Here is a 15,324-nt window from a genome sequence, read left to right as displayed (position 1 = left end):
GGGGCATTGTGCACGAACTCCAGACCGGACGCGGAGCGCTCTAAGAGGCGTTACCACAAAGAACGCAGGAGCAATCTGCATTCATATGAAGTTACATTTCAATCCTCCGCGCACGTTGTACGACGTCTTATCTTATCTGCGACTGTCTTTCATCTCACTACAATAACAATGGAGATTCGACACATGCCCGGCAGCCCCTCGATTGAAAAAAAGGTTACGCCCGTCGCAGAGCCCCGTTTGAAAAAGCTCGCCAAGCTATTGGGACCCGGCATCATCGCCGTGCTGTCCTGGCTCGGCGCGGGCGACCTGATCACGTCTTCGGTTGCCGGTGCGAGTTACGGTTACGCGATGATGTGGGTGCTGGCGGTTTCGCTGCTGCTCAGGTTTCTGATCGTCAACATCATTGCCCGCTTCCAGCTCTGTAATAACCAGGGCATGACCATCCTGCAGGGCTACGCGCAACTGCATCCGTTCTTCGCCTGGTTCATGCTGGCGTACGCACTGCTGATGGGCCATCTGATCAACGCCTACATGATCAAGGGCGCTGGCGAAGCGCTCGCCATGTTGCTGCACATCAACCAGCCGCTGCTCTGTTCGGTCGCGGTGGTGATTGCCGTGTGGTTGCTGGTCGGACGCAACATTTACACGATGATAGAAGGCGTGATGAAAGTCCTGCTGGCGATCATGACGCTGGCCTTTCTGACTCTGGCGATCATGTCAGGGCCAGATGTGACCGGCATCATCAAGGGCACCATCGGTTTCAGTATCCCGCCCGATGAAGGCGTGCATGGTGCGCTGCTGGTCGCGGTGTCGGTCATCGGAGCAGTGGCCGGTTCCATCGCCAACTTCGTTCATCCTTACGTGATGCGTGAAAAAGGCTGGGTCGGTCCGCAACACAAACGCATTCAGCGCAACGACCTGCTGTTCGCGGTCATCGTCGGTATCGTCATCAATCTGGCGATCTGGGTGGTAGGCGTCGAGATTCTGCGTCCAAACGGCATTCAGGTGAACACGCTGGGCGATCTGGGCAAGGCGCTGGAATTGTTCTTCGGTCCGCTGGGCTGGTACATCTTCTTCGTCGGCGTGTTCGCCACGCTGTTCGCCAGTATTTCCGGCAAGACCACAGCGTTCCCGATGCTCATCACCGACGCATTTCAGCACATCCGTCCGCAACGCCGTGCACGCTACGGCAAAGAGTTTCACCGTGACCCGATGCACAAGTGGTTCATGCTGTTCATTCTGGTGACACCACTGATCTGGTCGTTGCCAGGCATGCCGGATTTCGTGACCCTGACGCTGGGCGTCAACGCGCTGAACATCGTCGGCCTGCCAATTATCTCGCTAGGCCTGCTGATCATGTCCAACCAGAAATCCCTGCTGACCAAGGAATACCGCAACAACCTGTTCGAAAACATTGCGCTGACCTTCGCCACAGGTCTGGCGCTGTGGGTCGCGTTCCAGCTGGGAGCAGATCTGCTGGCGTAATCTGACCGTGATCAGGCGCAGTGAGCCATCCAAATCACTGCGCCTGAATCCGTGCCGTGCGCCCTCCGTTACCAGTTGTACGTCACCTTCCCGTAATAGAACGCCCCGCTGTAGCCGTAAGGCGAATAGGTGCTGTACGCCAGATTGCCGCCGCTGGACGCGAAGTCGTTGAGCTTTTCCGGGTACTTGTCTGTCACGTTGTCCCCTCCCAGGGTGAACACCCAATTCCTGTACGTGTAATCAACGGCGAGGTCCAGAAGCCAGGCTGCGCTGAAGGTCTGATCGTTGACCTTGTCGGCCTGATAGCTGGTGAATTCCCCGTAGCGAACCAGATTGGAGTGCAGTGCCCAACGCCCGAACGTGAGGTCGTTGCCCAGGCTCAGCTTGTGCTGCGGCGTGGTATCGCCCAACAGACCGATGCGTTCGCGGCGGTCCACTCGCACCAGATTCACGCCCAGTTGATCGAGTATCGCCGGGTTGGCTTTTACATCGGTGACTTTGGTGTGGTTGTAGTTGTAGCCCACAGTGCTGTTCCAGCGCACACCGTTATCGAACTGATAACGGTAGTTGGCCACCAGATCGACGCCGTCGGTGCTGGTGTCAGTAGCGTTGGTGAAATAGCGGGCACTGGTGTAATTGATGTCGCCCACGCCATTGCTGCGCAGATAGTTGATCGCGGTGTTGTTGAGCACCAGATTGGACGACAGCGAGATCCGGTCGCGAATGTCGATGCGATACACATCGGCTGTAACGGTCAGGTTGTCCAGAGGCTCCAGCACCAGTCCCAGACTGTAGTTGCGGGACTTTTCGGCCTTCAAGTCCTCAGCGCCAAGCAACTGCGCCACGTTGCTGCCTGCCGGGAACGTCCCGGCTTCCTGAATGGTGTTGCCGATCAACTGCGATGAGGTAAAGGTGAAGTTCTGTTGCGCCAGCGACGGCGCACGGAAACCGGTGGACACACTGCCACGCAAGGCGACCTGAGGGGTGAAATCATAGCGCGCCGACACCGAGCCGCTGATGTTGGAGCCGAAGTCGCTGTAATCCTCGTGACGCACCGCCGCCGACACGCCGAGCTTCTCGGTCAGGTTGGTTTCCACATCCAGGTACTGCGCGAAGTTGTGGCGTGAGGAACTGCCTGCATCGGCCGCACGGAACCCACCCAGCCCCGAACTGCCGGTCTGGAAGTATGATTCGGCCTGCCCTGCCTCAATCTGATAACCCTGATGCAGGTATTCGGCACCGAACGCTACCGACACCGGATACGGCAGCCAGGCTGCGTTGAATTCCCGCGACAGGTCCAGGCTCAGCTGCTTCTGATCATTGGTCAGCGTGCCGTTGTCGAACGAGCGCGGCGTGGCCAGACCGAGCGAGGTATTGATGGTCCTGGTGCGAATTTCATAGCTGTTCTTGCCGTAGTTGGCCGACAGGTCGTAATGCCAGTCATCAGCCAGTTCGCCGCGCAAACCCGCGACCAGCGAAGTGTCTTCCAGTGTGCCGTGAATCAGCGGCAGGTAACCATTGGGAAAAATGGCCGGGTTGTTGTTCGACGCGTTGCTGGGTCGATAAAACGCGGCGGTCTCGCCCCGCCGCTTGCTGTAGCCACCGAAGCTGTAGAACTCCAACGCGTCACTGAAACTGTATTCGGTGTTGAACTGGACTTTGCCCTCTTCGGTTTCCGGCTCACCCTGCCGAAACACCCGCTGTCCATAGGTCGTGGAGCCAATACTGGAGGCGCGCAGGTCATCACCTGCGCGGTTGGTGTAGTCGTTATTGGCGCCCTCGCCTGAGAGATTGAAAAAGCCATTACTGCCCAGCGCAAATCCTGTATTGCCTGCAACCTGGCGCTGAATGCCGTCGCCTTTCTTGTACTGACCGTAACGCGTCGAGACCGAGCCGCCATGATCGGCGTTCTTGAGGATGATGTTGATCACCCCGGCGATAGCATCCGAGCCATAACGGGCCGAAGCACCATCACGCAGCACTTCGATATGGTCGATGGCAGACAGTGGAATGGCGTTCAGATCCGCAGGAGCGGAGCCTCGCCCTACCGCGCCCCCCAGATTGACAAAGGCCGAGGTATGGCGGCGCTTGCCGTTGACCAGCACCAGCACCTGATCCGGCGACAGCCCGCGCAATTGAGCCGGTCGGGCCAGTTCGGCACCGTCCACCAGGCTGGGCCGCGGAAAGTTGATGGATGGAATCAGGCGTGCCAGCACCGTGCCCAGCTCGCTGGAGCCGGAACTGCGCAGGCTGTCGCCGGAAATCACATCGATGGGCGACAGTGATCCGCTGGCAGTACGTTCCTGTGCGCGCGTGCCGGTGACAATGACGGTGCCCAGGGTCGAGGTTTGCGCCTGTGCATTGTCCTCAACAACCTCTTCAGCTGTCGCGGCTGTGCTGACACCTGCAGCGCCCAGCAGATTTGCCGAGAAAATCGCCGTAGCCAGCACTTTTCGTTTGAAACTCCCCATACCGCAGCCCCTTGAATTCCCTGATCCAGAACATCGTGTTCTGGTGACAACGAGCGATCCGTGCGGTGGACGGTGGCGATCATGACGGTTTTATTTGATGTTCCGGTGGACCGATGCTTTATAGCTTAACGCAACTAAAGGATAGGTTTTAAATACCAATAACGCATAAGCCACTGCCTTTTCGTCAAGCCGAAAACGCCCCGATGACACATAAAAAAGAGGCCGCATCTGCCTTGGAATGCGGCCCCGAAAGGTGACTGGGTCTGAGCGCTGACGACGCCTATCTGGCGGTGATCACCGACAGCTTGGTAATCCCGGCGCGCTCGATGGACGCCATGGCGCGTGCCACTTCGCCATAGTTCACGCCGTCATCGGCCTGCAACTGCACGCGCACGTCCGGTGCCTTATCCTTGGCAGCCTTGAGGTTGGTTTCCAGAAGGTCCGGCTGGATTTCATCCTTGTTGATGAACAGTTTGCCCTGCCCGTCAATGCTCACCACCAGCGGGTCTTTCTGCTCCACTGGTGCTACGGATTCGGTCTTGGGCAGGTTGATCGGAATCGAGTTGGTCAAAAGCGGCGCGGTGACGATGAACACCACCAGCAACACCAACATCACATCCACCAGCGGCGTGACGTTGATCTCGCTCAGCACTTCATCGCTGTCCTGGGTGGAAAAGGCCATATCAAGATGCCTCCTTCACTTTTTGCCCGGCACTGTTTGCACCTGACTTGAGTACAGGATGCAGCAGCACCCGGAAGGCACTCTTCTGCGCCAGGCTGTAGAAGTCGTGGGCAAAGTCGTCAAGATCGGCAACCGTGAGCTTCAGGCGGCGCAGGTAGTAGTTGTAAACAAGTACCGCAGGTACGGCGACCGCGATACCAACACCTGTCGCCACCAGCGCAGCACCGATGGGACCCGCCACAGTTTCAAGACTTGCAGAGCCCGCGGCGCTGATGCCCTTGAGCGCCGACATGATGCCCCAGACCGTACCGAACAGACCGATGAAGGGCGAAGTGCTGCCGATACTGGCGACAATCGCCAGGCCGCTTTCCAGCGACCGACGCTCGCGCACGATCTGCTGACGCAGCGAACGCTCAAGTCGATCCTGATGATTGATGGACTGGCTCAGGTCATGAGGTTGCGAATCTTCGCTGACCTGAATGGCCGCGTAACCGGCCAGTGCAACGCGGGCGGCAGCACCCGGCTTTTCGTGGGCCAGCCGGGCTGCGGCATCCAGGCTTGAAGCGGCCCAGAACTGCTTGTGAAACTTGCGATCCTGAGCCTTGAGGCGCGAGAACTGCACACCCTTGAGCAGGGCCAGGCCCCACGTGGCGACCGAAAAGATCACCAGTAGCCAGATGACGGCGTGTTCGATGGATTCAAACGGCGAAGCAAGTAGATTCATGGCACAGCTCTCTCTGAACAAGGCGTGGGGTGTCGCGATGCGCCTTTTGTCAGGTAGCCCGCAAGGTCAGTCGAATACGTGGGTTTAGTTGATCTTGAAGTCGATGGGCACGCTGACCCAGCCATCCTGGGCAACATCGCCCTGCTTGGCGGGCACGAAACTCCAGCGCTTCACAGCGGCCAGTGCGGCATCGTCAAGCGACTCGCGACCGCTGCTTTTCTGAATCTGAATCTCGCCGGGTTTGCCGCTGGCCAGCACGTGTATGCGCAGCATCACTGTGCCTTCCCAGCCGCGCCGCATGGCCAGCGAGGGATATTCCGGTGCCGGATTGCGTAGATACCCGGCGCTGGCCGAAGCCGGGGTAACGGGCTTTGGCGCGGGCGGCGCGGGAGGTGCAGGTGCCGCGACTGGCGGTGCGGGCACAGTTGGCGCAGGCCTCGGCTCAACAGGTTTCGCGACCGGTTTGGGCGGTGCCGGCTTTGGTTTGGGCAGCGGTTTGGGTGGCGGCGGCTTCACGGCCAGCTCATCCTCGAACGGAGGCGGCGGTTCTATCACCGGCTGTACAACAGGCTCAGGTGGCGGCGGTGCTTCCACGGGCGGCGCGGGTCTTGAAAATTCGATGGTCATCGGCGGAATTTCCGGTGGCACCACCGGCAACACCGGGGCCGGTTTCTGGCTCAGCCAATAGATCACCGCGCCATGCAACACGAGCGCAAACACGCCCAGCAGGATGGCTTCACGACGTCCGAGAACAGGTGTGGGGGTGCTGTGCAGTCGCGACGAAGACAAGGGCCCACGAAAAGGACGCCCCAGATCGACCAAGTCGCCACTCGGCGTCTGGTGCCGTGGCACATCAAGTGCGCTGGCGGCGGTCTGGACATTGCCCATTGATACACTCCCTGCATTTTTTGATAAAAATCCAGGTTCTGTTGGTATCAGTCACCTTTCCAAAGTTGATGTGGCAAGGCAATCATGGCTTAAAGATGCTTGTTCCTGAAAAGAATATTTGGTTCGCTGGTTATTCTTTTAAGAGATATAAAATTGTTGAGGGGAATCGACATAAGGTCGGCAGGAGGCGGCTTGCCGGCGATGGCATCCGGCAAGCTATTGAAAGGGTGTCTGAAAAAACGCATCGCCGGCAAGCCGCCTCCCGCAATGTGCGTTCTCTGCGAAGCGTGCAGACCGAAGTCTCTCCGCATCAAGCCGGACGCGACTTGCCCCAGTCACGAACCGGCAGGGAAGCCGCGTAGGCCATGGCTTCCTGTCGCGTGTTGAATGAGGCAAGGCGGTCTTTCGGTGTACAGACGGTCCATGGACCGCGATTGACGCTGATCAATTGATAGCCGTTGATCTGGGTCTTGGAAAGCATGGGAACACTCATATTCACCTCCAGTAGCAAGAGAAATATCGTGATGCCCCGCCTACCTTACTCCAGAGCGACCTGCCTGTGCAGGCCGCTCGGCCGACAGACTCAATGACCGCTGTGATCGCCATGACCGCTGTGTCCATTAGTCGTCAACGACCTGGCCACGGCTGTCACCTTGATGGACTCCTTCACACCTTTGGTGTTTTCCACGGTCAGGATCAACGGAACCTGATCACCCTCTTTGACCTGCGCCAGCAGCCCCATGAACATCACGTGATAGCCGTCGGCATCAAGCGCAACCGTCTTGCCGGCAGGCAGGTCCACGGATGCCACCTGACCCATGTTCATCACATCGTTTTTCATGCTCATCTGATGGATCTGAACGGTCTTGGCAACAGGCGAAGCGACGTCGACCAGCTTGCTGTCCTCGCTTGCTGTGATCTGCATGAACGCACCGGTTGCAGACTGGCCCGGCACGGTGGCGCGCACCCAGGCATCGTCGATCCGGGTCTCGGCAAACGCCTGAGCGCTAAGGCCCAGCAACGAAACGGCCAACAGCATGGGTTTAACGGCATTACGAATCAGCGTATTCATCAACATACTTCCATCAAAGTGAGCAGGTCTTCGGCGCATTGTTGAGCAGATAACTTGTGCGACAGGCCCAGACGCAGGACGCCACGCGTGTCATAGACGTAGCTGGTGGCGGTGTGAGAGATCGTGTAGGTATCGCCAAGCGGGACCTTTTCGAAGAACACACCGAACTCCTTAGCGGTAGCAGCGGTTTCTTCAAGTGTTCCGGACAGGGCGACGAAGGTTGGATCGAACGCTTTTACGTAGGCATCGATGACTTCCGGCGTATCGCGCTCCGGATCCAGCGTGATGAACACCACTTGAAAGGTCTTGCCGTCCTCGCCCATCAGCTTTCTGATCTGAGCGGCGCGGGCAAGCGCTGTCGGGCAGATGGCCGGACACTGGGTGAAACCGAAGAAGACCATAGGCATCAGGCCGCGGAAGCTCGACAGCGTCTTGACCTCGCCCTTCGGGTCCTTGAGCCGGAAGTTGCGACCGACGATTTCATTGCTCATGTCCTTGCCATATTTGAACGGCAAGGCATTGGAATTGCCGCAACCGGCCAGCAGGCCGAGGCTGAGCAGCGAGAGGCCGGAGACGACCTCGCGGCGGGTGAAATTCTGCGTCATGTATTACGTCCCTTGAAGGAAAAGGCGCGACCACTGGTATGAATCCAGCTGTCGTTCCCGTAAACCGGCAGGCTCAACAGCGTTGATGCCTTGCCACAAACGATGAGCATAGGCACGCAGGCTCAAGGTGCCTGCGGCAGGCATCCGGGAGACGAATGGCGAGGGACTTCATGTAACAGGCCTTGAGGCAGGCGCCGCCTGACATTCAGCGTGCGCGCCAGCCAGCCCAGGCCGATGAAGAACAGCAGCGCAACGGTCAGCTTGCCTGCAAAGGCGCAATCGAACGCGGCCAGTTGCATGACAAGGGCATGGCTGCCCTTGTCCATCGAAGGCGAAGCAGCGCCGACATTACCGCAGATATCGTCCGCTGAAACCGACGAAATGGCCGACAGCATCTGCCCATGGCCGAAACCGCACGCAACGCCATTGAACAGGACGAAGCCGTACAGCATCCAGGCAATAAGCGAGCGGTGGGTTCGGACGAAATTCATGGCGGCGAATTTAACACTCAAGGGTGCTGGCGAACACCGCGAATGCTGTTACAAAAAACGTGCTGATGGCCGAGCCGCGCTGCTGCGGGCTGCGCTGCGGGTGCGACAAAACGGCACAGGTAGCCGTTCCGCTGTCCGACCTCAGAGCCACCGGCATGATCAGTCAACCAACATGGACACCCTGCATGAACAATTGAGTCAACATCGCCCCTATCCCGGCCCGCGCCACTCGCCCGCGCCGTTCGGCATCGACCAGACCGAACAGTAACGACGCGAAGGTTTCCGTGAGCACCGCAGCGCTCATGTCGATCCTGAAAAGCCCTTCCCGCTGGCCACGCAGAAAGAATGAATCCAGCGCGTCGGAATACGGCAACCAGCGACGGCCGCCGCAGCTTTCGTCCATGGTGTCCGGGCGCCATTGAAAGACCAGAAATACCAGCATTTCACGATGAATGAGGTGGTTATCGACCAGACGTTGCAGGGCTTCGACAGGAGGCGCGTGCGCGAGGTCAGCCTCGGCGATCATCTGATTCATCAGGTCAGATGCATGATTGAGCAGCATTTCAATCAGATTGGCGCGGGTGCCACAGAACCGGTTGAGCGTGGCCTTGCTCACACCGGCAGCCTGGGCGATGTCCTTGAAGGTGCCGGCGGGATGGTCAACCAGCGCAACGGCAAGAGCCTTCAAAAGCTTTTCATCAGCAGCGGTAAAGTCCATTGGGTGCTTTTTTACCTCTTCGGGTGGAATGCGGCGCATTGTGCAGAAGCCAGCCTGTTTTCACAAAAGCCATTAACATTTGGTCACGAAAGTATCACGTGAGTCAATATTGACTCATATGACTACTAGCGTAGATCATTCGCGACTTTAGCGTCTGATGGGCCATGCCCGGGTGAGATATGAGTACATTGCGCGACTGGCGTACGTTGTCGATGGTTACGCTGCTGTCTGCGGCGCTTCTCGCCGGTTGCGAGCAGAAGCCCCAACAGGACCAGAGTGCTGCAGGGGCTCCCCGACAGGTCGAGTCGGTGGCGGTGAAAACCGAATCGCTTACGCTCATCAACGAGCTGCCCGGCCGCGTCGAGCCAGTCCGCGTCGCTCAGGTACGTGCCCGCGTTGCGGGTATTGTGCTGACCCGCAACTTCGAAGAAGGGGCCGATGTAAAGGCTGGCGCCGTGCTGTTCCAGATCGACCCGGCTCCGTTCAAGGCCGCCCTGTCCAAGGCGCAAGGTGATCTGGCCAGAACCGAAGCCACGCTGTTCGAAGCCCGTGCCACGGTCAAACGTTATGAGTCGCTGGTGGAGATCGAGGCTGTCAGCCGCCAGACCTTCGATACCGCCCGCGCCACACTGCAGAACGCTGTCGCCGCCAGACGATCGGCTCAGGCTGACGTGGAAACAGCACAGTTGAACCTGGGTTTTGCGACGGTCAGGGCACCGATTTCGGGACGCATCGGCCGGGCGCTGGTCACCGAAGGCGCACTGGTCGGCCAGGCGGAAACCACGCTGATGGCGACCATCCAGCAACTGGAACCCGTGTTCGTCGATTTCACCCAGCCCGTAGCCGATGCACTGCACATGCGCGCTGCGATCCAGGAAGGTCGCCTGCCCAAGGGAGGAGAAGGTGCGCTGTCGCTGAGCATTGACGGTACCGATTACACCAGCACCGGCACGCTGCTGTTTACCGACGTCGAAGTGGATCGCACCACCGGGCAAGTGCTGTTGCGGGCCCGTTTCGCCAACCCTCAAGGCGTCCTTCTTCCCGGTATGTATGTACGTGTGCGCACGCCACAAAGCATCAATGAGCACGCCATTCTCGTGCCGCAGCGCGCAGTTCAGCGTTCCGGCGACGGCACTGCACGTGTACTGGTGATCGGTCAGGACGGCGCAGTCGAGGCCCGTCCTGTAAAGACAGGTGCGATGCAGGACTCGCGCTGGCAGATCACCGAAGGCCTGAAGGCCGATGAGCATGTGATTGTCGGCAACATGACCGGCATCAACCCGGGTGACAAGGTCGTCCCCAAATCGCAACCCGCCCAACAGCAGGCCAAGGCTCAGTAAAGCCGCCTTCAGCGCGATCGAGGATCACCTTCCATGTCCCTGTTCTTTATCCGGCGACCCAATTTTGCCTGGGTGCTCGCCCTGTTCATCCTGCTGGCGGGGCTGATGGCCCTGCCCGCCTTGCCTGTAGCGCAATACCCCGTGGTCGCGCCGCCGCAGATCACCATCACAGCCACCTACCCCGGTGCGTCGGCGAAGGTGCTGGTCGATTCGGTCACCAGCGTGATTGAGGACGAGCTCAACGGCGCCAAGGGCATGCTGTATTACGAGTCGACCAGCAACTCCACCGGCTCGGCCGAAATCAACGTGACCTTCAATCCGGGCACCAACCCGGACATGGCTCAGGTCGAAGTCCAGAACCGGATCAAGAAAGCCGAAGCCCGTCTGCCGCAGCCGGTGCTCAGTCAGGGTCTGCAGGTCGAGCAGGCCAGTTCCGGGTTCCTGATGATCTTTGCCCTCAGCTACACCGGTGATACCGCCAACAAGGACACGGTGGCACTGGCCGATTATGCGGCGCGCAACGTCAACAATGAGATCAGTCGAGTAAACGGTGTCGGCCGACTGCAATTCTTCGCTGCCGAAGCAGCCATGCGCGTGTGGATAGACCCGCAGAAACTGGTGGGCTTCGGTCTGTCGATTGACGACGTCAACGCCGCGATTCGCGCCCAGAACGTTCAGGTGCCTGCCGGCAGTTTCGGCAGCACTCCGGGCTCATCCCTGCAGGAGCTGACCGCGACCCTGGCGGTGAAAGGCACGCTGGATAACCCTGACGAGTTCGGGCGCATCGTGCTGCGCGCCAATCAGGACGGTTCCACTGTTCACCTGGCAGACGTCGCCCGGCTGGAAGTGGGCAGTCAGGATTACAACTTTGAATCAAGACTGAACGGCAAACGCGCCGTCGCCGGAGCCATTCAACTGTCGCCCGGCGCCAACGCCATCCAGACGGTGAAGGCCGTCAAGCAGCGTCTCGACGAGCTATCGGTCAACTTTCCGGAAGGCGTCGAGTACTCGATCCCTTACGACACCTCACGCTTCGTGGACGTGGCCATCGACAAGGTGATCTACACCCTGATCGAAGCCATGGTGCTGGTGTTCCTGGTGATGTTCCTGTTTTTGCAGAACATCCGCTACACACTGATTCCGACCATCGTGGTGCCAGTGTGTCTGGCCGGTACGCTGGCGATCATGTACCTGCTGGGCTTCTCGGTGAACATGATGACCATGTTCGGCATGGTGCTGGCCATCGGCATTCTGGTGGACGACGCCATTGTGGTCGTCGAAAACGTCGAGCGGATCATGGCCGAGGAAGGCCTGTCCCCGCCCGCCGCAACCGTCAAGGCCATGGGACAGGTGTCCGGTGCGATTCTGGGCATCACGTTGGTGCTGGCAGCGGTGTTCCTGCCACTGGCGTTCATGGGCGGCTCGGTCGGGGTCATCTACCAGCAGTTCTCACTGTCGCTGGCTGTGTCGATTCTGTTTTCGGGTTTTCTGGCCCTGACCTTCACGCCAGCCCTGTGCGCCACGCTGCTCAAGCCGATCCCCAAGGGCCATACCGAGAAGCGCGGCTTTTTCGGCGGCTTCAACCGTCTGTTCGGCACACTCACCGACCGTTACGAGCGGGTCAATTCCAGCCTGATCAAACGTGCAGGCCGTTACATGCTGCTGTACGTCGGCATCGTCGGGCTGCTGGGTTTCTTTTACCTGCGTCTGCCCGAATCCTTCGTGCCGGTCGAAGACCAGGGCTACCTGATCATCGACGTGCAATTGCCGCCCGGCGCGACGCGTTTGCGCACCGATGCAACTGCGAAACTATTGGAAGATTACATGCTGTCCAGGGAAACGACAGACGCCGTCACCATGCTGCTGGGCTTCAGTTTCTCCGGCATGGGCGAAAACGCGGGTCTGGCCTTCCCTACCCTGAAGGACTGGTCGGAACGCGGCGACGGGCAATCGGCCGGTGACGAAGCAGCGGCGTTCAATCAGCACTTTGCCGGCCTCAGCGACGGCACGGTCATGGCGGTCACACCACCGCCCATTGAAGGGCTCGGCACATCAGGCGGTTTCGCCCTGCGTCTGCAAGATCGCGCCGGGTTGGGCCGTGAAGCGCTACTGGCGGCACGCAACGAACTGCTGAGCAAGGCCAATGGCAATCCGAAAATTCTTTACGCCATGATGGAAGGCCTCGCAGAAGCACCGCAATTGCGCCTGAACATTGACCGTGAGAAAGCCCGGACAATGGGGGTCAGTTTCGAGTCGATCAGCAGCGCGCTGGCGACTGCATTCGGCTCCTCGGTGATCAGCGATTTCGCCAACGCCGGTCGTCAGCAACGTGTGGTAGTGCAGGCCGAGCAAGGCGCCCGAATGACGCCTGAAAGCGTGCTTCAGCTGTATGTGCCCAACAACAGCGGCACACTGGTTCCTCTTGGTGCATTTGTTTCGACGCGCTGGGAGGAAGGTCCGGTACAGATCGCCCGTTACAACGGCTACCCGGCCTTCAGGATCTCGGGCGATGCACCGCCGGGCGTCAGCACCGGCGAGGCAATGGCTGAAATCGAGCGCCTCGTCTCGCAGTTGCCGCCAGGCATTGGTTATGAATGGACCGGCTTGTCCTATCAGGAGAAGATCGCCAGCGGTCAGGCGACCGGGCTGTTCGCCCTGGCGCTGCTGGTGGTGTTTCTGTTGCTGGTCGCGCTGTACGAGAGTTGGGCGATTCCGCTGGTGGTGATGCTGATTGTGCCCGTAGGTGCGCTGGGTGCAGTGCTGGCAGTGACGGCTGTGGGCCTGCCGAACGATGTGTATTTCAAGGTCGGCCTGATCACCATCATCGGTCTGGCGGCGAAGAACGCCATTCTGATTGTCGAGTTCGCCAAGGAACTGTGGGAACAGGGCCACTCCTTGCGTGACGCTGCGATGGAAGCCGCACGCCTGCGCTTCCGGCCGATTGTCATGACCTCATTGGCATTCATTCTGGGCGTCGTGCCGCTGACCCTGGCCACCGGCGCAGGCGCTGCAAGTCAACGGGCCATCGGCACCGGGGTGATCGGCGGCATGCTCAGTGCGACCCTGCTGGGCGTGGTGCTGGTGCCGATCTTCTTCGTATGGGTGCTGTCGGTGCTGCGCCGCAAGCCTCATCAACAGACCGTCGACAGCGCTCAGGACAAGGCATCGGGCGACTGAGGCACAAGCGCGCCATCATCCGCAGGGTGATGGCCCTGGGTCCAGGCGGGAACCGTATCGGTGACGATCCCGGACGCCACGCAAACCCGGTTGCGACCCTGGGATTTGGCGGCATACAGCGCCCGGTCGGCCATCTGGATAAGCCCGCGCGGATCCATGTGCCGATCAGTACCGACAAACGTCGCCACGCCCAGGCTGACGGTGACGATTTCAAACGGGCTTTCCGGGTGTTCGATACGCTGTTCCTGCAGCTTGCGCAGGATCGCTTCGGCCACCTTACAGGCGTTGGCCTCATCAGTACCGGGTAACACCACAGCAATTTCCTCACCGCCATAACGCGCGGCGATGTCACCGGGTCGGCGAATGCACTGCTCGACCAATCGGCTAATGGCGACCAGGCATTCATCCCCGGCCAGATGGCCGAAATGGTCGTTGTAGCGTTTGAAATGGTCGGCGTCGATCAGGATCAGTGACAGCAGACCGCGCTCGCGGCGGGCACGCTTGAATTCGACATCGATGAACTGATCGAAACGACGACGATTGGCCAGTCCGGTCAGTTTGTCCTCGGAGGCAATCAGTTCAAGATTCTGGTTAAGTTCGATCAGGGCGGCCTGGGATACCCGCAGTTGCTCCTCGACCCGGATGCGGCGGTGAATATGCGCGATCAGACGCACCCCGAGGCCGACCACCAGTACCAGCAGCACCAGAACCAACAGCAGCGACTGTTTGGCCTGCACCAGCCAGGCATGCATGGCTTCCTGTTGGCCCAATGCAACCACCGTCACCAGCGGGTAAACATCGCTGCGCTGGAACGCATAAAAGCGCGGAACGCCGTCGAGCCGTGAGACGAAATCGACCGAGCCGGACCTCTTGTCAGCAAAGAGGCTGAAAATAGGCGTTGAGGACAGATCACGACCGATGTCGCCCTCCCGATAGGGAAACCTGACGTGCAGTTGCCCTTTCGATGTTGTCAGGCTGATGATGCCGGACTCCCCCACCTGAATGTTGGAATAGAACTTCAGCAGGTGGTCGATACCAATGGTCACCACGATCAGCCCCGCGAAACCGCCGTCCGGGCGATTGATCCGCCGACTTACCGAGATGACCCACTGGCCGTTGGCGCGGCTGCGGATGGTAGGCCCGATGAAAGACGCACGTCCGGCGTTTTCAGCATGGTGCCTGTAGAACTCGCGATTCGTGCTGTTGATACCAACGGCATTGCCGTTGGTGGAAAAGGTGCAGATCCCTTCGGCGTTGTACAGCGAAACACTGCTGATCTGGGGCAAGGCCCCCATCTGCCGAGCGATTATCCGGCGCAGGCGCTCGATCTGCTCAGGCCCTACACCGTCTTTTTCAACACGTTCGGTCAGACCGAGGAGCATGACCTCGCTCTGCTTGAAAATACCGTCGGTATAGGTACTCAGCGCGCTGGCCAGGTTTGCGCTGTTGGTCTCGATGTTTTCGAGGGTCTTCTGGCGTGCTGTCCAGGTCTGCCAGGCCATGAGCAATACAACACAGACACAGGTTGTACAGATCAGCCATGAGGCGAGTCTGAGATCGCGTTTCAAAACCTGCCTCCGCGGCAAATGAGAGCTCGCGCAACCGACCCGCACGAAATCTGAGTATCAGTGTCCGGACACGCCAATAGTCACTTATCGGCATCAATGGGCG

At 59.4% G+C, this 15,324-nt stretch carries 13 protein-coding genes; 3 read left to right on the top strand and 10 right to left on the bottom strand.

Annotation, left to right across the window (positions count from 1 at the left end; all coding sequences use genetic code 11):
* Positions 1–183 precede the first annotated feature (183 nt).
* A complete protein-coding gene (locus KDX39_RS00985) occupies positions 184–1,485 on the top strand; it encodes an Nramp family divalent metal transporter (RefSeq protein ID WP_231658889.1) in 1,302 nt (433 codons plus the stop codon).
* Between the two features lie 68 nt (positions 1,486–1,553).
* On the opposite strand, the gene KDX39_RS00980 is transcribed toward KDX39_RS00985, so the two are convergent.
* The 9 genes from KDX39_RS00980 to KDX39_RS00940 all read right to left on the bottom strand — a co-directional run bounded on the left by KDX39_RS00980 (position 1,554) and on the right by KDX39_RS00940 (position 9,136).
* Positions 1,554–3,956 carry a TonB-dependent receptor plug domain-containing protein gene (locus KDX39_RS00980; protein WP_231658888.1) on the bottom strand — a complete coding sequence of 801 codons (2,403 nt, stop codon included), beginning with the start codon at positions 3,954–3,956 and terminating at the stop codon, positions 1,554–1,556.
* 280 nt (positions 3,957–4,236) lie between these two features.
* Positions 4,237–4,638 carry an ExbD/TolR family protein gene (locus tag KDX39_RS00975; RefSeq protein WP_099226583.1) on the bottom strand — a complete coding sequence of 134 codons (402 nt, stop codon included), beginning with the start codon at positions 4,636–4,638 and terminating at the stop codon, positions 4,237–4,239.
* Position 4,639: 1 nt separating this feature from the next.
* Positions 4,640–5,362 carry a MotA/TolQ/ExbB proton channel family protein gene (locus KDX39_RS00970; protein ID WP_231658887.1) on the bottom strand — a complete coding sequence of 241 codons (723 nt, stop codon included), beginning with the start codon at positions 5,360–5,362 and terminating at the stop codon, positions 4,640–4,642.
* A gap of 84 nt (positions 5,363–5,446) precedes the next feature.
* Positions 5,447–6,250 carry an energy transducer TonB gene (locus KDX39_RS00965; protein WP_231658886.1) on the bottom strand — a complete coding sequence of 268 codons (804 nt, stop codon included), beginning with the start codon at positions 6,248–6,250 and terminating at the stop codon, positions 5,447–5,449.
* Positions 6,251–6,560: 310 nt separating this feature from the next.
* Complete coding sequence (locus KDX39_RS00960) at positions 6,561–6,743, bottom strand: DUF2188 domain-containing protein (protein WP_122412589.1); 183 nt, start codon at positions 6,741–6,743, stop codon at positions 6,561–6,563.
* 90 nt (positions 6,744–6,833) lie between these two features.
* Positions 6,834–7,328, bottom strand: coding sequence for a copper chaperone PCu(A)C (locus KDX39_RS00955; protein ID WP_231658885.1), 495 nt, complete (start codon positions 7,326–7,328; stop codon positions 6,834–6,836).
* Complete coding sequence (locus KDX39_RS00950; protein WP_231658884.1) at positions 7,322–7,927, bottom strand: SCO family protein; 606 nt, start codon at positions 7,925–7,927, stop codon at positions 7,322–7,324. Before KDX39_RS00950 ends, KDX39_RS00955 begins: the two co-directional genes overlap by 7 nt.
* A gap of 122 nt (positions 7,928–8,049) precedes the next feature.
* On the bottom strand, positions 8,050–8,418 hold the full coding sequence (locus tag KDX39_RS00945) for a DUF2946 domain-containing protein (protein WP_231658883.1): 369 nt from the start codon (positions 8,416–8,418) through the stop codon (positions 8,050–8,052).
* 163 nt (positions 8,419–8,581) lie between these two features.
* A complete protein-coding gene (locus tag KDX39_RS00940) occupies positions 8,582–9,136 on the bottom strand; it encodes a TetR/AcrR family transcriptional regulator (RefSeq protein ID WP_231658882.1) in 555 nt (184 codons plus the stop codon).
* A gap of 179 nt (positions 9,137–9,315) precedes the next feature.
* On the opposite strand from KDX39_RS00940, the gene KDX39_RS00935 reads away from it, so the two are divergent.
* Positions 9,316–10,476: an efflux RND transporter periplasmic adaptor subunit gene (locus KDX39_RS00935; RefSeq protein ID WP_231658881.1), complete on the top strand. Its 1,161-nt coding sequence runs from the start codon at positions 9,316–9,318 to the stop codon at positions 10,474–10,476.
* Positions 10,477–10,509: 33 nt separating this feature from the next.
* Positions 10,510–13,653 (top strand): efflux RND transporter permease subunit, encoded by a 3,144-nt coding sequence (locus KDX39_RS00930; protein ID WP_231658880.1) that lies wholly within the window; start codon positions 10,510–10,512, stop codon positions 13,651–13,653.
* Here the strand turns inward: KDX39_RS00930 and KDX39_RS00925 are convergent.
* Positions 13,629–15,221, bottom strand: a complete 1,593-nt coding sequence (locus KDX39_RS00925) for a sensor domain-containing diguanylate cyclase (RefSeq protein WP_231658879.1) — start codon at positions 15,219–15,221, stop codon at positions 13,629–13,631. The genes KDX39_RS00930 and KDX39_RS00925 overlap by 25 nt on opposite strands.
* Positions 15,222–15,324: the final 103 nt, after the last annotated feature.

Source organism: Pseudomonas sp. CDFA 610 (assembly GCF_021147865.1).
GTDB lineage: Bacteria > Pseudomonadota > Gammaproteobacteria > Pseudomonadales > Pseudomonadaceae > Aquipseudomonas > Aquipseudomonas alliivorans.
This window is presented reverse-complemented; position numbering and strand designations above follow the sequence as displayed.